Origin of the sequence: Buchnera aphidicola (Eriosoma lanigerum) (assembly GCF_964059125.1) — a bacterium.
Taxonomy (GTDB): Bacteria; Pseudomonadota; Gammaproteobacteria; order Enterobacterales; family Enterobacteriaceae; genus Buchnera_D; species Buchnera_D aphidicola_C.
The window spans coordinates 385680-412052 of sequence record NZ_OZ060395.1 but is presented as its reverse complement, the minus strand read 5'-3'; the positions used below and the strand labels follow the sequence as shown (position 1 = coordinate 412052).

At 21.1% G+C, this 26373-nt stretch carries 14 protein-coding genes and 1 tRNA gene; 12 read left to right on the top strand and 3 right to left on the bottom strand.

All coding sequences use genetic code 11. The annotated features are described in order from the left end of the window. The first annotated feature begins 9 nt into the window (after window positions 1–9). The 10 genes from ftsH (at window position 10) to AB4W75_RS01655 (ending at window position 13704) form a co-directional block, all read left to right on the top strand. Window positions 10–1854 carry an ATP-dependent zinc metalloprotease FtsH gene (gene ftsH / locus AB4W75_RS01700; protein WP_367679678.1) on the top strand — a complete coding sequence of 615 codons (1845 nt, stop codon included), beginning with the start codon at window positions 10–12 and terminating at the stop codon, window positions 1852–1854. A 294-nt stretch (window positions 1855–2148) separates the two neighbouring features. Then, entirely contained in the window at window positions 2149–2457 is a 309-nt protein-coding gene (secG, locus tag AB4W75_RS01695; RefSeq protein ID WP_367679677.1) for a preprotein translocase subunit SecG, read from the top strand. A gap of 39 nt (window positions 2458–2496) precedes the next feature. Continuing rightward, window positions 2497–2582 (top strand) — tRNA-Leu (locus AB4W75_RS01690). A 707-nt stretch (window positions 2583–3289) separates the two neighbouring features. Then, window positions 3290–4783, top strand: coding sequence for a transcription termination factor NusA (gene nusA / locus AB4W75_RS01685; RefSeq protein WP_367679248.1), 1494 nt, complete (start codon window positions 3290–3292; stop codon window positions 4781–4783). An 18-nt stretch (window positions 4784–4801) separates the two neighbouring features. Continuing rightward, window positions 4802–7417: a translation initiation factor IF-2 gene (gene infB / locus AB4W75_RS01680; RefSeq protein WP_367679676.1), complete on the top strand. Its 2616-nt coding sequence runs from the start codon at window positions 4802–4804 to the stop codon at window positions 7415–7417. 47 nt (window positions 7418–7464) lie between these two features. Further along, complete coding sequence (rbfA, locus tag AB4W75_RS01675) at window positions 7465–7854, top strand: 30S ribosome-binding factor RbfA (RefSeq protein WP_367679247.1); 390 nt, start codon at window positions 7465–7467, stop codon at window positions 7852–7854. Window positions 7855–7858: 4 nt separating this feature from the next. Continuing rightward, entirely contained in the window at window positions 7859–8794 is a 936-nt protein-coding gene (gene truB / locus AB4W75_RS01670) for a tRNA pseudouridine(55) synthase TruB (protein WP_367679246.1), read from the top strand. 68 nt (window positions 8795–8862) lie between these two features. Continuing rightward, entirely contained in the window at window positions 8863–9129 is a 267-nt protein-coding gene (gene rpsO, locus AB4W75_RS01665) for a 30S ribosomal protein S15 (protein ID WP_367679245.1), read from the top strand. A gap of 245 nt (window positions 9130–9374) precedes the next feature. Continuing rightward, window positions 9375–11462, top strand: coding sequence for a polyribonucleotide nucleotidyltransferase (gene pnp / locus AB4W75_RS01660; protein ID WP_367679244.1), 2088 nt, complete (start codon window positions 9375–9377; stop codon window positions 11460–11462). A 451-nt stretch (window positions 11463–11913) separates the two neighbouring features. Further along, on the top strand, window positions 11914–13704 hold the full coding sequence (locus AB4W75_RS01655; protein ID WP_367679675.1) for a DEAD/DEAH box helicase: 1791 nt from the start codon (window positions 11914–11916) through the stop codon (window positions 13702–13704). 95 nt (window positions 13705–13799) lie between these two features. Here AB4W75_RS01655 and AB4W75_RS01650 read toward each other — a convergent pair whose 3' ends face one another. Beyond that, window positions 13800–14192, bottom strand: coding sequence for a RidA family protein (locus AB4W75_RS01650; RefSeq protein ID WP_367679243.1), 393 nt, complete (start codon window positions 14190–14192; stop codon window positions 13800–13802). Between the two features lie 472 nt (window positions 14193–14664). Next, the gene (argF, locus tag AB4W75_RS01645; protein WP_367679242.1) at window positions 14665–15675 is read right to left on the bottom strand and encodes an ornithine carbamoyltransferase; all 1011 of its coding nucleotides are present in this window, start codon (window positions 15673–15675) and stop codon (window positions 14665–14667) included. A gap of 2062 nt (window positions 15676–17737) precedes the next feature. Here argF and AB4W75_RS01640 point away from each other — a divergent pair. Beyond that, complete coding sequence (locus AB4W75_RS01640; protein ID WP_367679241.1) at window positions 17738–20584, top strand: valine--tRNA ligase; 2847 nt, start codon at window positions 17738–17740, stop codon at window positions 20582–20584. A 206-nt stretch (window positions 20585–20790) separates the two neighbouring features. Next, the gene (locus AB4W75_RS01635) at window positions 20791–21732 is read left to right on the top strand and encodes a rhodanese-related sulfurtransferase (RefSeq protein WP_367679240.1); all 942 of its coding nucleotides are present in this window, start codon (window positions 20791–20793) and stop codon (window positions 21730–21732) included. 1219 nt (window positions 21733–22951) lie between these two features. On the opposite strand, the gene AB4W75_RS01630 is transcribed toward AB4W75_RS01635, so the two are convergent. Beyond that, complete coding sequence (locus AB4W75_RS01630) at window positions 22952–24853, bottom strand: ATP-binding cassette domain-containing protein (protein WP_367679239.1); 1902 nt, start codon at window positions 24851–24853, stop codon at window positions 22952–22954. Window positions 24854–26373 lie beyond the last annotated feature (1520 nt).

The window sequence follows — 26373 nt, the reverse complement described above, 5'->3', positions numbered from 1 at the left end:
TTGAATGACATGGCTAAAAACCTGGTTCTTTGGTTAGTTATTTCAGCAATTTTAATATCTGTTTTTCATAATTTAGGTTCTGAAAACGATAATTATCATAAAATAGATTATTCAACTTTTTTATCTGAAGTAAATCAAAACCAGGTTCGTGAAGCACATATTAATGGTCGTGAAATTAGTGTCACTAAAAAAGATAGCAGTAAATATATGACTTTCATTCCTATTCGTGATCCTAAGTTACTTGATAATCTTTTAATGAGAAATGTGAAAGTTACAGGAGATATTCCTGAACCTCCTAGTCTTATTGCATCTATATTTATTTCATGGTTTCCTACATTATTATTAATTGGAGTATGGATTTTTTTCATGAGACAAATTCAATTAGGTAGTGGAAAAGGTGCAATGTCTTTTGGAAAAAGTAAAGCAAGGATGTTAAAAGATAATCAAATTAAAATTACTTTTTCTGATGTAGCAGGATGTGATGAGGCTAAAGAAGAAGTAAAAGAACTAGTAGAATATTTAAAAGAACCTTCTAAATTTCAAAAATTAGGTGGAAAAATTCCTAAAGGATTACTAATGGTAGGCCCACCTGGTACAGGAAAAACTTTACTTGCTAAAGCAATTGCTGGTGAAGCAAAAGTTCCATTTTTTACGATTTCTGGATCAGATTTTGTAGAAATGTTTGTTGGAGTTGGAGCATCTAGAGTGCGTGATATGTTTGAACATTCTAGAAAGTCATCTCCATGTATAATATTTATTGATGAAATTGATGCTGTAGGTAGGCAAAGAGGTACAGGTTTAGGAGGAGGACATGATGAAAGAGAGCAAACTTTAAATCAAATGTTAGTTGAAATGGATGGATTTGAAGGAAATGAAGGTGTTATTTTGATTGCTGCTACAAATCGACCAGATGTATTAGATCCAGCTTTATTAAGACCCGGTCGTTTTGATCGTCAAGTGATTGTTCCTTTACCAGATTTAAGAGGTAGAGAACAAATTCTTAAAGTACACATGAAAAAAGTTCCTTTATCAAAGAATGTAGTTCCAATGATTATAGCAAGAGGAACACCTGGTTTTTCTGGTGCTGATTTAGCTAATTTAGTTAATGAAGCAGCTCTATATGCTGCCAGATCTAATCAATTAGTAGTATCTATGATAGAATTGGAGAAAGCGAAAGATAAAATAATGATGGGATCTGAAAGAAAATCAATGATTATGACAGATATGCAAAAAGAATCGACTGCTTATCATGAAGCAGGTCACGTAATTATTGGTCAATTAGTTCCAGAGCATGATCCAGTACATAAAGTAACAATTATACCTAGAGGACAAGCTTTGGGAATTACATTTTTCCTTCCCAAAGAAGATTTTTTTAGTATTAGTCGACAAAAATTAGAAAGTCAAATATCAACTTTATATGGTGGTCGTTTAGCTGAAGAAATAATTTATGGTTTAGATAGAGTTTCTACTGGTGCAGCAAATGATATTAAAATAGCTACTAATTTAGCTAGAAAAATGATTACACAATGGGGGTTTTCAGATAAATTAGGACCATTATTATATTCAGAAGATGAAGGAGAAATTTTTTTAGGAAAAACTGTAGTAAAATCTAAATATATATCTAATGAAACCACTAGAATTGTTGACGAAGAAGTAAAATTATTGATAGAAAAAAATTATTTTAGAGCTAAAAAAATATTAAATGAAAATATAGACATATTACATTTAATGAAAGATGCATTAATAAAATATGAGACAATTGATTCTATGCAAATCAGTGATTTAATGAATAGAAAACCAGTTCGTCCACCGGAATTTTGGTCTGATAAAAATATTGATCATACTATTATTTAATTTTTTATAATTACTAATTTTATATTAATAATTTACAAATATTTTTTTTATTAGTATATTTATAATGTTATCTAGAATTCTATTCTCATTATTATTTAAATGTATGTTAATAACAAAATAATTTCAATATTTTATTTTGTTTTCATAATAATCGTATGAATTATAACATTTTTATTTATTATAGAAATGACGATAATTATTAATAATTAAAATCTCATTTTTTTTTTAATGTTTAATTTTATTTTAATTATGTGAATTAATCAGGATGTGATAATATATGTATGATTTTTTTTTATATTTTTTATTGTAATATCATTTTTATTAATTTTTTTAATTATGATTCAATCAGAAAAAAATACGAATGTTAATTCTATAGAAGAAAATGGGATAAATAGTATATTTAATTCATATAGAAAAAATAATATAGTAATAGTTACGAGTTGTATAGCAGCTGTTTTTTTTATTGTTGCATTAATATTATGCCGAATTATTATTTATGAAGAAACTCAACATTTAATATTAGATGATAATCAAAAAGAACTAGTTCATATGAATAAAAATACTAAAAATAAAATAATTTTTAATGGAGATATTCCTAGATAATATAGAGTATTAAAGTATAGTTTAAAACATTTATTATTTGCCGAAGTGGTGAAATTGGTAGACACGCTACTTTGAGGTAGTAGTGCTGTAATTTAGGCGTACGGGTTCAATTCCCGTCTTCGGCATTAAATTAATTAAAGTCATTCATAATATAATGTAAAAAAAATATTTTTTGTAATGTATATTATTACTAATTAAATTGTTATTTATATAACAAATAATATATATATATATAAAATATATAACACTATATATAATATATTCAATTTTTTATTGCTATTGTAATTTATTAATTGTTATATATTTTTTTTTAGGGTGACAAATATGTAAAACCCCGAATTTAATCGGGGTTTTTTATTATTTATGTAATATTATATAAATTTATTACAATATAACATTGAAATGTTATTTTTAAATTTATACAAAATAATCATTTGTTAATTATTAAAATATTATCAATTAAAAATTAATTTTTAATTATGAAATTATAAACTTCTACATAGGATAAATAAAATTTTATTAATAAATATTAAATATTAATAATTAATTACATTAAATGTTGTAATATTGTTATATTGATATAAATATAAGTACATGTTTATTGTAAGTTGTATTACAGTATTTAATTTAATTATACACTTATATATTTTGTATTAATTTTAAACTAAATACATATGTATTTTGTTATATTTTATTTAAAAATTTATATTTTAAATATAATTGTTAATTAATGGTGATTTTAAAAAAAATAATATAATTAAAATTATTAATAAAAATAAAAATAGTATATTAAATTAATAGTTTATTGAAAAATATATTAAGGTTAATTAAGATGAATAAAGAAATCTTAGCTGTTGCAGAAGCAGTTGCTAATGAAAAATCTTTACCTCGAGAAAAAATTTTTGAAGCTTTAGAAATAGCATTAGCTACAGCAACAAAAAAAAAATATGATAAAGACATTGATATTCGAGTGAGTATTGATCGAAAAACAGGGTATTTTACTACTTTTAGAAGATGGTTGGTCGTACATGAAGTGACACAACCAACAAAAGAAATTACAGTAGAAGCAGCTTGTTTTGAAAATAAAATAATTCAAGTTAATGATTATATTGAAGATAAAATACCATCAGTAGTATTTGATAGAATTACTACTCAAACAGCTAAACAAGTTATTGTACAAAAGGTTCGTGAAGCAGAACGAGCTATGATTGTTGCACAATTCCGTCTCCGATTAGGTGAAATTGTTGCTGGAATAGTAAAAAAAAATAATCGAGACAATATTATTTTAGATTTAGGTAACAATGCAGAAGCTTTAATTATGCGTGAAGATATGTTACCTAGAGAAAATTTTAGACCAGGAGATCGGATTAGAGGAGTATTATATGCAGTACAACCTGAATCTAGAGGAGCACAACTATTAGTTAGTAGATCAAAAGATGCAATGCTTATAGAATTGTTTCGAATAGAAGTTCCAGAAATAGGAGAAGAAGTTATTGAAATTAAATCTACAGCTAGAGATCCTGGTTCCCGTGCTAAAATAGCTGTTAAAACTAATGATAAAAGAATTGATCCAGTAGGAGCATGTGTAGGTATGCGTGGAGCAAGAGTACAAGCGGTTTCTAGTGAATTATGTGGAGAAAGAATTGACGTTGTATTATGGGATGAAAATTATCCACAATTTGTAATTAATGCCATGTCTCCAGCAGAAGTTGCTTCTATTATTGTTGATGAAGATTCTCATACTATGGATATTGCTGTAGAAAGTAGTAATTTAGCACAAGCTATTGGAAGAAATGGACAAAATGTTCGTTTAGCATCTCAATTAACAGGATGGGAATTGAATGTTATGACAGTAGAAGAATCAGGAATAAAACATAAAAAAGATTCTAGTAATATTTTTCGTTTATTTAAAAATACTCTATGTATTAATGATACTTTGGCTCAAATTTTAATTGATGAAGGATTCACTAAAATAGAAGAATTAGTTTATATTTCATTTGAAGAATTATTAAATATAAAAGGTTTTGATGTTGCTTCAGTAAAAAATATTCGTAAAAAAGCAAAAAATGCATTGATTCATTTTAAGCTAGAAAACAAAAATAGTATGGAACAACATGAAATAATTGATACTCATTTATTAAATTTACGTGGTATGACACAATCTGTAGCTTTTGAATTATCAAAAAAAAAAATATTTACTTTAGAAAATTTAGCTGAACAAAGTATCAATGATTTAATTGATATAAAAGAATTAAATGTAGTTCAAGCTGGTGAATTAATTATGGAAGCAAGAAATATCTGTTGGTTTAATAACGAATGTAAATAATAGGAAAATTATAGTATGATTGATCGTGTTAATTTAAAATTACTTGCTGAAGCGATAAATATTCCTATAAATCAATTGATTGAAAAATTATCGGAAATAGGTATAGTAAAAACAAAACTTGATTTTATCACTGATGATGAAAAAGTTATTTTATTAAAAAAATTAAACATTAATACAAAAATTAATTTAAATACATTTATCTTACAAAGAAAAAAACATAGTACTTTAAATATTTCTACTGCTAATGGTAAACATAAAATCATTCCAGTTGAAGTTCGAAAAAAACATGTATATTTAAAAAATAAAATAGAAGACAGTATAAATATTAATTCTCATACAAATAAATTATATGAGAATGATAATTTGATATTAAATACTAAAAAACAAGAAATTAATTCTCTTGCTCAATGTATGCAAAAGGTAAATGGTTCATTGAATAAAAAAAATAAATTTTCGTTTAAAAATTCTATAAAAAATGAATCTAATCATGTGTCTGTAAATAATTCAGTAAAAGAATCTAAAATAAAAGATAAAAAACGTAGATCTGAAATATTTTCTCGATCTATAGTTGAAAAAAAAGAAAAATTACATGATAAATTAAAAAATTGGGTTATGGAAAATAACAATAAAAAAGAGTTTGTATCTAAAAAAAAATGTTTTGTTAATGTTTTAGAGGAAAACAAACATGATAATTTAGAAAAAAAGTATCGGGAAAATATTTATAAGAATAAAATTCATAAACAGCAAAAAAAAAATAATAATTTTGTTTTAAGTAAAATAGATCAAGAAGATAAAAATTATCTTATAAAGTACAGTAAAAAAAACAACAAAAATTGTTTATTATTACAGCAACGTTTTCAAAAACCAGTTAAAAACATTAATAGAAACATAGTTATTGGAGAAACTATCACAGTATCAGAATTAGCTAAAAAAATGGCAGTTAAGACTAATGAAATAATTAAAACTATGAATATTATAGGAGGTGTGGCTACTTCTGATCAAATATTAGAACAAGATATGGCACAATTAATAGCAGAAGAAATGGGTCATAAAGTTACTATATATTGTGAAAATAAATTAGAACAAACTGTCATGAAAGATCGAAAACAAGGATTAATGCATCAAGTAAATCGAGCTCCTATTGTCACTGTTATGGGACATGTAGATCATGGTAAAACATCATTATTAGATTATATTCGTTCAACTAATGTAGTTTCTAAAGAATCAGGTGGAATTACACAGCATATTGGTGCATATCATGTAAAAACTAAAAATGGAATTATTACATTTTTAGATACTCCTGGTCATTCAGCTTTCACTGCTATGAGAGCTAGAGGAGTGCATGCTACTGATATAGTAGTCTTAGTAGTAGCTGCAGACGATGGTGTAAAACCTCAAACTATTGAAGCTATTCAGCATGCTCAAGCAGCAAAAGTTCCAGTGATAGTAGCAATTAATAAAATTGATAAAAAAGAATCTGATACAGAAATAATTAAAAATCAATTGACTAAATATGGAATTGTTCCAGAAAACTGGGGTGGTGAAAATATATTTGTTCATATTTCTGCAAAGACAGGAGAAGGTATCAATGATTTATTACATTCAATTTTATTACAAGCTGAATTATTAGAATTGTATTCTAGTTCTGATGGAATGGCTTCTGGAGTTGTAATTGAATCTTCTTTAGATAAAAGAAGAGGTCCAATTGCTACAGTATTAGTAAAAGAAGGTAAATTAAGTAAAGGTAATATTGTATTATGTGGATGTGAATATGGTCGTGTAAGAGCTTTATTAGATGAAAAAGGGAAAGATGTAACAACAGCTGGTCCATCAATTCCAGTTCAAATATTAGGTTTATCTGGAGTTCCAAATGCTGGAAACGTGATGACTGTAGTTAGAAATGAAAAACAAGCTAGAGAAGTGGCTATATATAGAAAAAATCAATTTCGAGCATCAAAAATATCTATTCAAAGAACAGCAAATATTGAAAATATGTTTAGTAATATTATTACTAAACATAATACTGAATTAAATATTATAATAAAAACAGATGTTCAAGGTTCATTAGAAGCTATTTCGGATTCATTATTGAATATTTCTAATAAAGAAATATTAATTAAAATAGTTAGTTCTGGTGTTGGTGGAATTACAGAGACTGACGTATTATTAGCATCGGCTTCAAAAGCAATTATTTTGGGTTTTAATGTTCGTGCAGATAATACTGCTCGTAAAATGGTTATATTAGAAAATATAGATTTACGTTATTATTCTGTAATATATAATTTAATTAGTGAAGTAAAAGAGCTAATGTCTGGTATGTTAGAACCTAAATATAAACATGAAATTATAGGATTAGCAGAAGTACGAAATATATTTAAATCTCCTAAATTTGGAGATGTTGCAGGATGTATGGTTATAGAAGGAATAATTAAAAAAAATAAACCTATTAGAATATTGAGAAATCATATAGTACTATATGAAGGTGAATTAGAGTCATTACGACGTTTTAAAGATGACGTAAATGAAGTTAGAAATGGATTAGAATGTGGAATAGGAGTAAAAAATTATAATGACATTCGTATAAATGACATTATAGAAGTTAGTAATACAATTTCTATTAAGCGTATAATTTAATATTATTATAGTTTCTTTAAGTATTTAAAGTTCAAGGATATTATAATTTGAAAAAAAATAATTATAGAATAATTCAAATCGGTCAAGAAATTAAAAAATGCATTGCTTTTATTTTAAAAAAAAATATTAATGATCCAAGAATAAGCTTAAATATTTCTATATTAGATGTATTAGTATCTGCAGATTGCTCTTTAGCTAAAGTATTTTTTAGTCTGTTAAGAGAAAAAGAAGTAAAAGATATAATTAAAATATTAAATCATGCTTCTAGTTATATTAGAAAAAAATTGAGTCAATATTTGTATTTACGAGTAGTACCAGTATTAAATTTTATTTACGATGATTCTTTTTTAAAAGGTATAGCTATTAGTAAAATTATTAATCATGCATTAATAATAGATTCTAATTGTAAAATAATTAAGCATAGGAATATAATTTAAATTTATGAAATTTAGGTATCACATTAATGGAGTTTTATTAATAGATAAACCTAAAGGAATATCTTCTGCGCAAGTTGTAAAACAAGTAAAAAATATTTTTCAAGTATCAAAAGTAGGACATACAGGTGCTTTAGATCCATTAGCTACTGGTATATTACCTATTTGTTTTGGTGAATCTACAAAATTTTCTAATTATTTATTAAATTCGAATAAACGTTATTTAGTAATAGCTAAATTAGGAATAAAAACTGATACTTCTGATGCAGAAGGAAAAATTATTAAAGAGAGAAAAATTAATTTCACTAATTATCAGTTGCAATTAATTTTAAAAAAATTTATTGGTAATATAGATCAACAACCTTCAATGTATTCAGCTATAAAATATAGAGGTATTCCATTATACAAATATGCTAGAGAAGGAATTACAATCAACCGAGAGACTAGAAAAATTATAATCTATGAGTTAAACTATATTATACATAATAAAAAATTTATAAAATTAGAAATATATTGTTCTAAAGGAACATATATTCGTACTCTTATAGATGATTTGGGAGAAGAGTTAGGATGTGGTGCTCATGTTGTATTTTTACGTCGTATACAAGTTGGATTTTATAATTTAACTAATTTAGTTAATCTTGAAAAATTAAATAATTTAAAAATTTACTATCATGAGAATAATTTAATATATTCTAAATATATAAAAAAACTATTATATCCTATTGATAGTCCTATTTCTCATTTATCCAAAATCAATCTCAATGAAGATGAATCGAAAAAAATAATTCAAGGACAAGCTATAAAATTAAGTCGTATCTATATATTTCCACGTAAAACTGTTCGTATTATTAATATTCATACTAAATTATTTATAGGTATCGGGAAAATTAATCAAGATAATTTTCTCATTCCAATAAGATTAATTTCAATATGTTTATAAATAATAATTTTTAATTATTATTTATTTTTTTATGTGATTAATATAATAATGAATATAAGAGGTCTAATATGTTTCTAGAATCAAAAATAAAAGATTTAATTAAAAAATATGGTAAAAATAAAATGGATACTGGGGTATCTGAAGTACAAATTTCTTTGCTAACATATAAAATTAATCATTTACAAAAACATTTTATGCAGCATAAAAAAGATCATTGCGGTAGAAGAGGTCTTTTACAAATGGTAGCTAAACGTAGAAAATTGTTAAATTATTTAAAAATAAATAATATTTCCAGATATTTTAATATAATTAATGATTTAAGTTTAAGAAGATAGTTTTTTAAATATATATTTTTTGAAAAATCATTGTAATTATTGGTAATTAAGTATTATAAATACATATATTTAAAAATATTTTTTTTTCATTATTAAATAATAAAATTATAATATGTATTATAATGTATTATATTAAATATATGTATGTATTGTTTTATTATCAATAAATTTTATTATATTCACTATAATCAAGTGGTATTTTTTCATATATGTGACACAATTAACTGTATCTTAAGGATGTAATTTTGCTAAATCCGATTGTACGTAAATTTCAATATGGTCGACATACTATTACAATAGAAACAGGTATATTGGCAAGACAGGCTACTGCAGCTGTCATGGTTAGTATGGATGATACAGCTGTTCTTGTTACAGTTGTAGCAGATAAGAAAGTATCATCAAATCAAAAATATTTCCCTTTGACTGTTAATTATCAAGAACGTTCCTATTCTGCAGGTAGAATTCCTGGAGGTTTTTTTCGTAGAGAAGGCCGTCCTAGTGAAAATGAAATATTGATAGGAAGACTAATTGATAGACCTATAAGACCACTTTTTCCTAAACATTTTACTAATAATGTTCAAATAATAGCTACAGTTGTTTCTTTTAATCCTAAAGTTAATCCAGATATTGTAGCGATCATTGGAGCGTCAGCAGCATTATCGATTTCTGGATTGCCATTTCGTGGTCCTATAGCTGCATCAAGAGTAGGATATATACATAACCAATATGTTTTAAATCCTTCTAATGATGATATGAAAGATAGTAAATTAGATTTAATTGTATCAGGAACTAAAAATGCTGTTCTCATGGTTGAATCAGAATCTGATATATTAAATGAAGAAGAAATATTAAATGCTATTGTTTTTGGACATAAAGCTCAGCAGGTAATTATCGATAATATTATATCTTTAACTAATGAAGTTGAACCAAAAATTTGGGAAATTACTCATAAATCTTATAATCCAATTTTGTTTTTTCGTGTTGCATCATTGTCAGAATATCGAATTAGTAATGCATATCAAATTATTGAAAAAAAAAATAGGCATGATGAACTTAATTTGATTAAAGAAGAAGTAATTTCTACTTTATTTGATGAACATTTCATTTCGAATGATTGGGAAATTGATGATATTTTTTATGAAATTGAAAGGAATATAGTTCGTAATAGAATATTAAATGGAAAATTAAGAATCGATGGTAGAGAACCCGATATGATTCGTGCCTTGGATGTAAGAACAGGAGTATTACCAAGAACACATGGTTCTTCTTTATTTACCAGAGGTGAAACACAAGCTTTAGTTTCTGTTACTTTAGGAACTTCTCGAGATGCTCAAAATGTAGATGAATTATTTGGCGATCGATTAGAAAATTTTTTATTCCATTATAATTTTCCACCTTATGCAGTTGGTGAAATTGGTATGATTAGTTCTCCTAAAAGAAGAGAAATAGGACATGGTAGATTAGCAAAGAGAAGTTTGTTATCAGTAATGCCAAGTATAGATATTTTTCCATATACTATTAGAATTGTTTCAGAAATTACAGAATCTAATGGATCTTCTTCTATGGCATCAGTTTGTGGAGCTTCATTAGCATTAATGGATGCTGGAGTACCAATTTCTTCTTCTATTGCTGGTATAGCTATGGGATTAATCAAAGAAGGTGATCATTATATAATTTTATCAGATATTTTAGGAGATGAAGATCATTTAGGTGATATGGATTTTAAAGTAGCTGGAAGTAAATCAGGTATTACTTGTTTACAGATGGATATGAAGATAGAAGGAATTACTAGTGAAATTATTAGATGTGCTTTAGTACAAGCTAAATATGCTAGACTACATATTTTAAATGTTATGGAAAAAGCATTACATTATCCTAGAGGAGACATTTCTGAATTTGCACCAAGAATTTATACTATTAAAATTAATCCAGAAAAAATTAAAGATTTAATTGGTAAAGGTGGATCGGTTATTCGTCTATTAACTGAAGAAACTGGTACAACTATTGAAATAGAAGATACTGGAATAGTTAAAATTTCTGCAGTAATTAAGGAACAAGCAAAAATTGCTATTCGTAGAGTTAAAGAGATTACTTCTGAAGTAGAAGTAGGGAAGATATATTTAGGAAAAGTAACTAGAATTGTTGATTTTGGAGCTTTTGTATCAATTGGAATAGGTAAAGAAGGATTAGTTCATATTTCTCAAATTGCTGATAAACGTGTAGAAAAAGTAACAGATTATCTGAAAATTGATCAGAAAGTATCAGTAAAAGTATTAGAAGTAGATCGACAAGGTCGTTTGCGTTTAAGTATGAAAGAAATACAAGAAAAATAATTTTTATTAAATATTTAACAGTATAAATATATTTTATTGAAAATATACATATATTTTGAATTTTTTTTAAAAATATAAATATTTTTTAAAAAAAATTTATAAATTATAGTTATTAATTATTTTAAATTTATATTTTGATATTATAGATTTATAATTTATAAATAATTAAGCACATTCGTGATGGATAACATAAAAATCATATTATAGTTTAATTTTTTTTACGACATAAAGTATGTTATAAATTTTAATTAATACATAATTATGTTTTTATAAAAATATTACTTTTTACCAGAAACAATTTTGGTGTGAGAGATGAAAATATAGTAAATTTTGAATCCATTATATTTTTTAATTTGGGCTGGTTGACATTTTCTAATGATAATACTAATTAAATATTTTCATAATAAGTTATGTAGACTAGCTTTTGTTACTTAAGAGGCACATGTACTACATGACTTATATTGAAACTACATTTTCTATTTTTGGATTAAAACCTTCAATAATACAAGCATTAAATGAAATGGGATATATTAAACCATCTCCTATCCAAGAGACTTGTATTCCTCATCTTTTAGAAGGAAAAGATGTATTAGGTATGGCACAAACTGGAAGTGGAAAAACGGCTGCTTTTGCTTTACCGTTACTGAATAATATTACTATTAATTTAAAGTTTCCTCAAATTTTAGTTTTGGCACCGACTAGAGAATTAGCAGTTCAAGTAGCAGAGGCATTTTCCGATTTTTCTAAACATATTTTTGGAATTCATGTGTTGGCTTTATACGGAGGTCAAAGATATGAATTACAACTTAAATCTTTAAAAAAAGGTCCTCAAATTGTAGTTGGAACACCAGGTCGTTTATTAGATCATTTAAAAAGAGGTACTTTAAATTTATCTCATTTACGAGGTTTGGTATTGGATGAAGCAGATGAAATGCTTAGAATGGGATTTATTGAAGATGTTGAAGAAATTATGAATCAAATACCTAAAAACCATCAAACGGCTTTGTTTTCTGCTACTATGCCTGAAGTCATTCGTCGTATTTCTCGTAGATTTATGAAAGATCCAAAAGAAATTAAGATTCAATCCAATATTAAAACCAGACCTAATATTAAACAAAGCTTTTGGATAGTAACTGGTAGAAAAACAGATGGTTTAATTAGATTTTTAGAAGTTGAAGATTTTTCTGCAACAATTATTTTTGTTCGAACAAAAAGTGCTACTTTAGAAGTATCTGAAGCTTTAGAACGAAATGGTTATAATAGTGCAGCTTTAAATGGTGATATGAATCAAGCATTACGTGAACAGACATTAGAAAAATTAAAAGACGGACGTTTAGATATTTTAATAGCTACTGATGTAGCAGCTAGAGGATTAGATGTAGATAGAATTAGTTTTGTAATAAATTATGATATACCTATGGATGCTGAATCTTATGTACATCGTATTGGTCGTACTGGTAGAGCTGGTAGAACAGGTAAAGCTTTATTGTTTGTAGAAAATAGAGAACGTCGTTTATTACGTAATATTGAAAGAATTGTAAAAATAAATATTCAAGAAATTAAATTACCAAATTTAGAATTATTAAGTGAGCGTCGGTTAAAAAAATTTTCTGAAAAAGTAAAAATTCAATTAAATAGTACTGATTTACATGAATATTGTTCTTTACTACCTAAAATACAGCCAGAAAATGAATTAAATATAGAAAAATTAGCTGCTGCTTTATTAAAAATGGCTCAAGGTGAGAGACCATTAATTATTAAATCCGATTTATTTTTAAAACAATATAATCAAGAAATTCGTTATATAGATGAAACCAATCGTTATACAGATAAAAATAAAAATTTTCGTGTTCGTAAAGATCGTAAAGATTATTTAGAAATGGATGTATATAAAATTGAAGTTGGTCGAAATGATGGAGTAGAAGTTAGACATATAGTGGGTGCGATAGCCAATGAAGGAGATATTAGTAGTCGTAATATTGGACATGTGAATGTTTTTTCTTCTTATTCTACTGTTGAATTACCTAAATCTTTATCTAATAATTTATTAAAAACTTTTTCTCGTACTCGTATTTTAAACAAACAAATTAATATGAAAATTTTTAATGAAGAAAAATTGAAAGAACGTCGTGTTTTTTCTAAACCTATGAAAAAAAAAATAGATCGTACAATAATTCGTCGTTTTTCAGATCGTCGTGTATATCAATCAAATATGACTAATACATCTAGAAATCAAGAGTAATTATTTTAATTACAAAATATAAAAACATTTTTTATTTTTATTTATATTTTTTAGTGTGGTAGAATTTAATTTCTACCACTTAATAAAATTAATAATTAATCATGTTTATATGCTATTGCTTCGATTTCAATTTTAACTTTTTTAGGTAAAGATTGAACTTCTATACATGATCTTGCCGGAAAGTATGTTGTATTATTTTCTAGAAAAAATTTTTTGTATACTGTATTAATTTTATCTATATCTTCCATATTAACTATATATATTGTAGTTTTAATAATATTTTTTACTTCAAAATTAGAAGATAATAATATAGATTTAATATTAGATAATGTAAGATAGGTTTGTTTTATAATATCTTCTGGAATTTGATTAGATTGTGCATCTATTGGTATTTGTCCAGATGTAATTAGATAATTATTTATTTGTATAGCTTGAGAATATGGACCTATAGGTTCTGGTGCATTTTTTGTATATATATTATGAAACATATAAAATCCTATTTTTTTTTTTTAATTTATATATTATTAGATTTATGTGATATAAAATGTTTTATTATATTCTGAGTTTTGTACATTTATGGATTAGTACCATAATTTACTTTTATTAAAATTTATATGTATATATTTTCATTAATTTTTATTACAATTTTATAAAATTTATAAAGTAATAGTACTGTATAACCTATATTAAATATATAGAATAAAACATTCTTATTGATAATAATAAAATTTTAAAATTAATAGTTATTGATTATATTACATGAATAATATATTATAAATTATTGATTATTATAAGTATTAATTCAATGATTTTTAATTTATCTATATCAATTATTTTATTATAAGCTTGTTTATTATTATAAATAACTCATATATTACTTATATATATAATTATTTAGATAATCAATTAATCAATTTTTATTGTTCGTTTGTTATAAAAATAGATTTATTACTATACAAATTATTCTGGTAGTAATGTAGATATAATTAATGCTTTTATTGTATGTAGTCTGTTTTCAGCTTGTTGAAGAATTATATTATTATGTAATTTGAAGATTTCATTAGTAATTTCTATTCCATCTTTTAATTGAAAGGTATTTAATATTTTTTTTCCTATTTCTGTTTGATTATCATGTAGAGCTGGTAAACAATGTAAAACTTTTATATTTGGATTATTAGTCAACTCTAACATAGAGTGATTAATCTGATATTTTTTTAATAATGCAATTTTTTCTTTCCATGTATTTTTTGGTTCTCCCATTGATATCCAAACATCAGTATAAATGAAATCTACATTGTTTACTCCTTCTTTAATATCTTCAGTACATAAAATATATTTTTTATATTCTGCAATTTTTTTTTGACAGACATTCAGAAAACTATTTTTTGGCCAATATTTTTTAGGTGACACTATTCTTAAATTAAAACCCATTATCGAAGCTGCTTCAATAATAGTAGATCCCATATTATTTCTTGCATCTCCTACATATGACAATGTAATTTCTGAAAAATCTTTTTTTTCTTTTATAATTTCTTGAATAGTTAATAAATCAGCTAACCCTTGTGTGGGGTGAAAACTATTAGTTAAACCATTCCATACTGGTACTTTTGAATATTTTGCTAATATTTCTATATTTTTATGATCATGTCCACGATATTGAATACCATCATATAATTTACAAAGTATTTGTGCAGTATCTTGAATAGATTCTTTATTTCCTAAATGTGTATTTCCTGGTCCTAAATATGTTACTCGAGCTCCTTGATCAAATGCAGAAACTTCAAAAGAACATCTAGTTCTTGTTGATTCTTTTTCAAAAATTAATACTATATTTTTTTTTTTTAAATATTGTGTTTCATTGTTGTCTTTTTTTTGATTTTTCAAAATTTTTGAGAAATTAATTAAATTATTAATTTCAAATTTCGTTAAATCAAATAATCTTAATAAATTTTTTTTATATAAATTATTCATTTGTATACTCTAAATTAATTAATATATAATTTAATTATTTATATAACAATTACTATTACATATTTTATATGTTGAAATAATATTTTTATATAAAAATATTATAAATTATGTGATTGTTATTAATTTTAAGATTGTAGATAATCTTTTTTATTATATTTTGTTTTTCTTTACTGTAAAACTAATTTTTAAATAGGTAATGAATATGTATATTGTATTAATTATAGTGTAATTATTTTTTTTTATAATGTACAAATCTTTTTAATAATATATATATTTTTTTTTATTTATTAAAAATAATCATTTTGTATATATGTAATATATTTATAATAATATATTATATAGATATAACTCAATTGATATTTATAGAAAATAGTAGAAAATTTAATATAAAATATACATATAAATTTTTTATATACATATATATGTATATATAATACACTTTATTATAAAGTAAAATGATTATTTTATTTATTTTTATTTGATATTTTATATTTAGAATAGATGATTAATTTTCAGTATTACAATTTATTAAACGAAAAAATTATATATAAATATTGTTAATATTATTTTTTTTATTTGTAGTGTTTTATTAAAAAAATATTAATTTCAGATATGTTATTAGTAGATTTATTAATAAAAAATATTTTTATACAGTATTAAATAAAATTTTACTTATATATAATATAACTGATTTAAAGATGAACACAAGTTTTATTAATTAATTTAATTTGAATTTTAATAAATTTTAATTTATAACTCTGTAGAGTTATTATTAATATTTTTTAATAGTATTATTAATTAATATAAAATATAATATATATTTTAATAAAAAAAATTTTTAAAATATAATAATATATGTAAAAAAAGTAAAATTATTTTTTAATATGTATAAATATATTTATATATATATTAGAGAATATATAATAAAATATTATAAATTACTATTATTATTGATAAAAATTAGAATTTATTTCTACGAATGTGTTAATTAAAATATGATAAAATTATTTATTTAATATATTTTTATGATTTTTTTTTTAGAGTATATAGTTTATTCAATTTATTTTTAATATATTCTGTAAAGTTAAACTGAAATTTTAAATTTATTATCACATTTTTCAAATTATTAATATTGTATAAAAAAATATATCAATTAATATGGTACTAAAAAATATAATTAAGTAATATGTATTTATTTTTACTCAGAAATGAAAAATTACATGATTTATTTTTATTATATTAGTTATGAATCTTTATAATATTCATAGAAATTAAAATAATTAAAATATAGTTTTAATATTAAAAAAATTATATTTGATTTAATAGTGAGTTTTTTATTCAATTTCACAATTAAGTATTTCATATAAATTAAATATATACATATTACTATTATAATTTATAAATTTTAATTGTTTAAAATAGCATCATTAATTAATAAATAAATAAATAAATTTTAAAATATTTTATTTTTTTAGGTAAAATATTTTTTTTAATATATGAAGTGTCATTTTTATTAAAATTTTTATACTAGTAAGTATTAATATTAAAAGTATATTATTATATGCAATATGAATTTAGGTTGAAGCAATTTTATTTTAGCTTCAATATATATAGTAATACTAATTGTTTTTATATATATTTTATATAGTGATCAATTAATTAGATTTATATATAATATAAGTTGTTCTAATAATTATTAATTAATTTATATTAGTGATATTAATAATAAAATATAACAACATTTTTTTTATAAATATTAATTTAATTTAAATTTGATTATAGATCATTCAATTAATATTAGAATTATTTTATAACTTGTATATAATTATATCTATTTTTTATTTTATTGTATTTATAATAATAAACAAATTTGTTTAAATGTTGTTGTATTAGAGTATTTATTAGAAAATAATAAAATTGTAATAGCTAATCTTGCATCATTACTAATAAAATTAATATTAAATATTATACATGAATAATCAAATTTCTATTAATATAAAAATTTAATTTTAATTTTATTATTATGAATGATTTATTTACCAAGTAAGAAAATTAAAATAATATGAAAATAAAATATGATCCAAAAAATATTGAAAGAGAATTATATTCTTTTTGGGAAAAAAATGGTTTTTTTAAACCTAATTCTAATGTACATAGAAAAAATTTTTGTATGGTTATACCACCTCCAAATATTACTGGAAATTTACATATGGGACATGCTTTTCAGCAAACAATTATGGATATAATTGTTCGGTATCAAAGAATGAAAGGAAAAAATACATTATGGAAAGTAGGTACTGATCATGCTGGAATTGCTACTCAAATATTATTAGAAAAACAATTAGAGATAAAAGAAGGAAAAAAAAGAATACAATATACTAGAGAAGAATTTATAAAAAAAATATGGGATTGGAAAATAGAATTAAATCATTCTATCACTAATCAAATGAAACGATTAGGTAATTCTGTTGATTGGGATAGTTCCAGATTTACTTTAGACAAAGGTATGTCGATTGCGGTTAAAGAAGCATTTATTCGTTTATATAAAAAAAAATTGATTTATCAAAGAAAAAAAATATCTAATTGGGATATACAGTTAAAAACTGTAATTTCAGATTTAGAAGTAGAACATCGAGAGGTACATGGTTATCTTTATCAAATAAAATATTTAATTTTGAATAAAAATAATTTAGTTGATAAAAAATTTTTTTTATTAGTAGAGACTACTAGACCAGAAACATTATTAGGAGATGTAGCTGTTGCAGTCCATCCAGAAGATGTAAGATATAAAAAATATATTGGATTATCTGTATTAGTCCCAATAATTAATCGTTCTATTCCTATTATTACAGATTTGATGGTTGATCCAAATAAAGGAACGGGTTGTGTTAAAATAACTCCAGCTCATGATTTTAAGGATTATGATGTAGCTGTACGTCATAATTTACCGATGATTAATATTTTTACATTGAATGGAACTATTAGAAATAAATTACAAATTTTTGATTCATATGGAAACCAATCTATCATATATAATTCTTTTGTTCCAAGAGAATTACAAGCATTAAGTCGTGATGTTTCAAGAGAATGTGTTATTGATAATTTAATTAAATTGAATTTATTAAATAATAAAAAATCTGAAGTATTAATCTTACCGTATGGAGATCGTAGTGGTACAATAATTGAACCAATGTTAACTAATCAATGGTATTTACGTACTAAGGACTTATCGAAAGTAGCAATACAAGCAGTAAAAGATGGTGATATTCAATTTATACCGAAAAAATATGAAAAAATTTATTTTGATTGGATGAAAAATATTGAAGATTGGTGTATTTCTCGTCAGTTATGGTGGGGACATCAAATTCCTGTTTGGAAAGATAAATATAAAAATATTTTTGTTGGTCATAATGAAAAAGAAATTAGAATTAAATATAATTTATCTCAAGAGACAGTATTAATTCAAGAAGAAGATGTATTAGATACATGGTTTTCTTCAGGTATATGGACTTTTGGTTCTTTAGGTTGGCCTAATGATTCTTTTTTTATTCAAAAATTTCATCCTACGGATATTATAGTAACTGGTTTTGATATTATTTTTTTTTGGATATCTAGAATGATTATGTTAACTATGTGTTTAGTTAAAGATAAAAATGGACAACGTCATATTCCTTTTAAAAAAGTATTAATCACTGGATTGATTCGAGATGAAACAGGAAAAAAAATGTCTAAATCAAAAGGAAATGTTTTAGATCCACTAGATATGATTAATGGTATTAGTTTAAGCAAATTAATTAAGAAACGGACTGAAAATATAATTATACCAGAATTATCACATGTAGTAGCTAATCGAACTAAATTATCTTTTCCTAACGGTATTATAGAATCCGGAGCAGATGCTTTAAGATTTACATTTGCATCTTTATCTGCTCCTAATAAAGATATTAATTGGGATCATAGTCGTTTAATAAGTTATCGTAATTTTTGTAATAAGTTATGGAATGCTAGTCGTTTTGTATTAATTTATACTAAAGATATTAATATTAATTTAATTAATTTTAAAGATAATTTATCTTTACCTGATAAATGGATTTGTTTAGAGTTAAATCGTTCAATACAATTATATCGTATTGCTTTAGATACCTATCGTTTTGATATTGCAGCAAACATTTTATATGATTTTGTATGGAATAAATTTTGTGATTGGTATTTAGAATTTGCTAAAATTATTTTAAATAGTTATTTAGAAGAAAATAAAAAACGAACAAAATTAACGTTATACTGGGTTTTAGAGAAAATATTGAGAGTGGCACATCCTATTATTCCATATATTACTGAAAGTATTTGGAAACAAATGCAAGTACTAAACAATAATATTAATTGTAGTATTATGATTCAGAATTTTCCAGATGTAGAAAATTTTGAATGGGATGATAAATCTATATTACAAGATATGATTTGGATTCAAGAAACAGTTAGTTTATTAAGAAATATAAAAGTGACAACATATGTAAATCATATAAAATCATTAAAATTATTTATTAAAAATATTAATTCAGAATTACAAAGATATTTAAATCAATATGGTCAATTATTAATGAAATTATCTAAAATAGATGATTATGTTATTTTAAATAAGAATGATATGTTTCCTATTGGTATAATAGTATATATTTCTGGAGTAGAATGTATTGTTGGAAATAATAATTTTTCTAAAAATAATATTGATATACGTACTACACGAAATTTAACTGTTAAATTAGATTCTTTAAAAAAACAAATCTTAATTTCTGAAAAAAAATTATCTAATATTAATTTTTTACAAAAGGCTCCAAAACATATAATAAAAAAAGAACAAAATCGATTATCAGAATTACAAAAAAAAGAATATATCTTAAAAAAATTATAGTTATTATTATATATATAAAATATATTTTTATATTTAAATTAAATATATTTTTATGTTGTGATATTTCTATAAATGTAGAGATAATAATTAGTGAACTTAGATATAATGTTATTAGATAAATTTTATACAATAATATTGTATATATATAAATAATAATATTTATATTTAATAATTATTTTAATTCAATGAAATAGGATATAGAATTTATGTTCAATTTATTCAATACTACTTCTAATAATAAATTACAAGAAAAAATGATAAATGATAACACTTCTAGAATAACACTTTCTTTTTATAAATATTTTTATATTCGTAATCCTTTATTATTTCGTAATAATTTATATATTTTATTTTATTCTTTAAATATATTAGGTAGAGTATATGTTTCTAAAGAAGGTGTGAATGCTCAAATTAGCATTCCTAAAGATATTTCATCTTACTTTAAAAATATATTATTAAATTTTTCTAATGAATTTAATAATATTATCATTAATGAATCTATTGATAATAATAATTTTTCTTTTTGGGTTCTTAGGATTAAAGTTCGAAATAAATTAGTATCGGATGGAATTGAAGATAAAAATTTTAATCCTTATATTGTTGGAACTTATTTAAATGCAGATTTAGTAAATGTTATGTTTAATGAAAGAAAATCTATTTTTGTAGACATGAGAAATAATTATGAATATGCCATAGGTCATTTTGATACAGCAATTAATATTAATAGAAGTAGATTTCGTGATCAATTAAAAATAATTGTTAAAGAATTAGAACCATATCGAAATAATAATATTATATTGTATTGTACTGGTGGAATTAGATGTGAAAAATCTACTGCTTGGTTAAAATATCATGGATTTAAACATATTTATCATATTAAAAATGGAATTATAGGATATGTTAATGAAGCAAGAAAAAAAAATTTGCCAATTTATTTTAAAGGAAAAAACTTTGTATTTGATGCAAGATTAACTGAAAAAATTTCTGAAGATATTTTATCTTTTTGTCAACAATGCAATAATCCTTGTGATACATACGTTAATTGTAGTTATTCTAAATGTCATTTATTATTTATTCAATGTACAAAATGTTCACATATTTTTAATTATTGTTGTTCTTCTATATGTCAAAGAAAAATAAATATATAATTAAATTAATGATTATTAATGTAAATATATTTTTTTAATTAAATTATATTAATTACAATATTTTAATGTAAATAAATATGTATAAAAATTATTTTTTATATAAACAATATTATTTAATTTTTATTAAAATATATATATTAAAAGAAATTGTTATTTTTTTATTATTTTAATTAATATTTTTCTCAAAGATTAAAAAATAAATTATTTATTTTAATAAATATGTATTTTATTAATGATATAATAATGTATATTTATATTAATTTAATTATTATATTGATTTTTTTATCATTTCTAATAAAATAATTAATAAAATATATTTTTCTGAAAAATTGAAAAAAAAAAATGTATTAACTTTTTATATCTTATTTATTTAATTAAATTTTAAAAATAATATTTTTTATTGAAATATATAATTTATTATTTCGATATTAAAAAAATATATAAATATTTTAATTAAAATTATATTCTAAAATTTTTCTTTTTTTAGAAAGATTATGTTTATATGAAACAATAATCATATAGTGTAAAATAAAGAAGTGTTAATTAAAGGTTTATTATATACTAAATTATATAGTTGTATATTATTTATTAATGTTAGAAATATTAAATGAAATTTATTTGTTTTTTAAAATTGTTTAAATAAAAAAAATTAAATTAAATAAAAATAGAATCAATAAATATTTATAGTTTTATTGATAATGTAAAATATTGATAAAAATATTAATTATTTATATTTTTGTATTTATAAACATAAAATTTATATTGTATATTTTTAATGTTAATTAAATTTATTTAATTAAACACAAATAGTAAATATGAAATTATAAATTTATTTAAACATAGTAATTATATTATCACTATAATAACATTTTATGAATAATTATTTATTTTTTTTTAATGGATAGATAGAATTAATAAAAATTAATTATCATTATTTGTAATATAAATTTTATTTTTCTGTAATTAGAAATCTGGAAATTATGTTTTTATATAGATTTTTAAAATTTTTATATTATTAATATGAAATTAGTTGAATAAAATAAATAAAATATTGAATTAATTAATTTAATAAATGTTTTTTTTTAAATTTATTATAAGATAATATTAAATATATTTAATATCTTTTATAAATAATAGAAATATAAAATTTTTTATTATATTATTAATATAATATATATAATAATTAATGTAAATATATTAAATTTCTTATTAATTATTATTAATTTTTATTTATTTTTAATTTTTCTAAAAGATTCCATTTTTCGTATGCAGATTGTAATTCTGTTTCTTTATTATTTAGTTCTTTTATTTTTAAAGATATATTTTTTGAATTTTGAATAAAAAATTTTTTTTCTTGTATAATTGTTTGTAAATTAAAAATTTCATTTTCTAATTTTTCTATATTAGAAGGGAAATTATTAAGTTCTTTTTGTAAATGATAACTTAATTTTATATTTTTTTTTAAAATTGATGGATTTAAATTGATATTATTTTTTAATTTTTTGGATGTATAATTTAAATTGTTTTTATTAAATTTATGATATAAAAATTCAGAATATCCCCCAATATGTGTGTAAATATTTCCTTTATTATTTAAATACCAACATTTGGAAACTATATTATTAATAAATTTTCTATCGTGACTCACTAATATTACTGTTCCTGGATAATTAATAATAGCATTTTCTAATAATTTCATCGTTTCTATATCTAAATTGTTTGTTGGTTCGTCTAAAATTAATAAATTACTAGGCATTAAAAAAATTTTAGCAAGTAATAACCTACTTTTTTCACCTCCAGATAGTTTATTAATTGGAGAAAGAATTTGATTCTTAGAAAAAAGAAAATCTTGTAAATAACTTATTATTCCTTTTTGTTTACCATTAAACATAATTTCGTATTTTCCATATGTTAAATTTTCTAAAATAGTTTGATTCATATTTAACATGGAACATTCTTGATCAAAATAAGCAATATTTAAATTTGCACTTAATTTAATTGTTCCTGTATTTGGAATTAATTGACCTAGAATAGTTTTTATCATAGTGCTTTTACCGGATCCATTGTTTCCAATTAATGCAATTTTATCACCATTAATAATCGTATCTGAAAAATTATTAAAGATATTTTTTTGATTTATAGAAAGGGTAATATTTCTTATTTTACAAATGATTTTTTTATTATATGAAGAATAATTAATATTAATATTACATGTGTTTTCATTACGATTGTTATTAATATAAATATTTTGATTTACTTTAAATTTTTTAACTCTTCCTTCATTTCTTCTACATCTTGCTTTTACACTTTGTTTTAACCATTTCTGTTCTTGATCTAATTTTTTTTTAAATTTTTTATTTTGTGTTATATTTATTTTCGAATCATTATTTTTAAATTCAATAAAATGATTATAATTTTTAAAAAATTCAAGAATTTTTCCATGTTCTAAATTAACAATTCTAGTAGCAATATTTTCAATGAAAATGCGATCATGAGAAATAAATAATATACTTCCAGAAAAATTTTTACAAAAATTTTCTAACCATATTATTGTCTGTAGATCTAAATGATTAGTAGGTTCATCTAGTAATAATAAATCCGGATTATTTAATATAACTTTTGCTAATTTAATTTTTTGTAAGTTACCTCTTGATAAATTAGATAATTTTTCATATTTATTTAAATTTAATTCATTTATTATTTTGTCAATTTTATATTTTGTATTAAATATATTAGATTCAAAATTATTATTCGTTAATAATTTATTATTTAGAATTATATTTTTTTTTATATTTAATTTATTAATATGATTTATTATATTTTGATTTTTAAAATTATCTTTAGTATTATTGTAAGTAGAAATATAATTATATATAGTTTGTTGTAAATTAATTTTTATGTTTTGTTGCAGATAAGAGATACTTAATTCATTTCTATAATTAATGATTCCCTGATCTAATTGTTTACGTTTAGAAATGACTTCTAATAATGTGGATTTTCCAACACCATTTTTTCCAGTTAAACAAATTCTTTCTTTTTTTTTAACTTTAAGTTCTGCATTGTTAAGTATTATTAATGTATTCAATGACAAATAAGCATTTTTAAAATTTATGACATTCATAATTTATATTCCTGAAATTTTTAATTTTGTATATGTTATTTATTTTATAAAATAGATTAAATAAAAAGAATATAATCTAATGTATTCAATTTTAATTATATTATTAACAAATAATGTAATAGTTTGTATATATAAATAATATGTATATATTATGTTTATAAATCAATGTTTAATTACATAATATTTTTCTTAATTATTAATCACTTAATATATTTTTTTAAATATATTATTATTAATAATGTTAATATTAAATAAAATTGAATAAAAAATTAAAATTATTAATAAAAAATTTTAATTGTTGTATAATTTTAAATTGTATTAAATTTATAAAAATTTTTTTATCAGTTATAAGAATTATTTAATTTTTATATAGATTATGTTTAATATTAATTAATTAAATCTAGTTATATATTTAAAAAAAATATTTTTATTTTTTAGTTATATAAATATATTATTTATTATTCATAATATAATTATATTTAAATATATGTATATAAAAATTCATTTTTTACTTAATTATATTTTTATATATTTTATATTATTAAAAATTTATAAAAGAATAGAATAAATTTTTTTTATTATTAATATAATAATCTATTTTATTTTTTAAACAAGTATCATACAGTAAAATATTTATAAATAATTTAATATTTTAATTATAATTATTTATATTTTTTTAATAGTGTTAATATAATATGATTTTTTATGAGAATATATTATGAATTTTATGAAATGTTAAAAATTAAATGAATATATTATATATAAATAAATAAAACAGTAAAATGAAACTTTTATTTTATTTTAAATTATTTTATTAAATATTCATTGCAAGATTATTTTAAATATTATTTATTTTTTATATCTTGATAGAATAATATTAATTATTATATTTTTATGTAAAAATATAATTTATTAATATGATATATAGAACTTGTAGAATAAATTGTATTTAAATAATATATACTTTAATTTTAAATAGAAATAAAATACATACATTATTTTTTATTCTAGTGTAAATTAATCAATAATTTATTAAAATTATTTCTTTTTTATTTTTTAATTAATATTTAGTATGAATGTTACATATTTTTAAATATATATTTTTAATTTTATAAAAATTTTTTTTATAAGAAATATTCTTTCACTTATTGTTGAATTAATTTTTATGTATTATTAAATTTTATGGTATTGAGATATTATCTTAAGAACTATAATTAATTTAAATAAATAATAATTTATATTAAATTATTTATAAATAATCAATTTTATTAGCTGTATATATTTTTATTAAAAAAAATAATTTATAAATAATTCATTGTATAAAAAACATTATAAGTAATTAATTTTATTAATTATTAAACTTAAATTATATTTTTATGTCTTTTATTAAAATAAAAATAAGAATATATAAATAATTATAAATAAATAATAAATTTTTAAATATTATTATTATCAATTTTGTATTTCAATTTATTTATTATTTATTAATAATTAGTAGTAATTAATATTATTTTTTTTTT

Coding starts and splice junctions, on each gene's coding strand:
- ftsH (WP_367679678.1), top strand. CDS start 10: ATGGCTAAAAACCTGGTTCTTTGGTTAGTTATTTCAGCAATTTTAATA.
- nusA (WP_367679248.1), top strand. CDS start 3,290: ATGAATAAAGAAATCTTAGCTGTTGCAGAAGCAGTTGCTAATGAAAAA.
- truB (WP_367679246.1), top strand. CDS start 7,859: ATGAAATTTAGGTATCACATTAATGGAGTTTTATTAATAGATAAACCT.
- rpsO (WP_367679245.1), top strand. CDS start 8,863: ATGTTTCTAGAATCAAAAATAAAAGATTTAATTAAAAAATATGGTAAA.
- AB4W75_RS01655 (WP_367679675.1), top strand. CDS start 11,914: ATGACTTATATTGAAACTACATTTTCTATTTTTGGATTAAAACCTTCA.
- AB4W75_RS01650 (WP_367679243.1), bottom strand. CDS start 14,192: ATGTTTCATAATATATATACAAAAAATGCACCAGAACCTATAGGTCCA.
- argF (WP_367679242.1), bottom strand. CDS start 15,675: ATGAATAATTTATATAAAAAAAATTTATTAAGATTATTTGATTTAACG.
- AB4W75_RS01640 (WP_367679241.1), top strand. CDS start 17,738: ATGAAAATAAAATATGATCCAAAAAATATTGAAAGAGAATTATATTCT.
- AB4W75_RS01635 (WP_367679240.1), top strand. CDS start 20,791: ATGTTCAATTTATTCAATACTACTTCTAATAATAAATTACAAGAAAAA.
- AB4W75_RS01630 (WP_367679239.1), bottom strand. CDS start 24,853: ATGAATGTCATAAATTTTAAAAATGCTTATTTGTCATTGAATACATTA.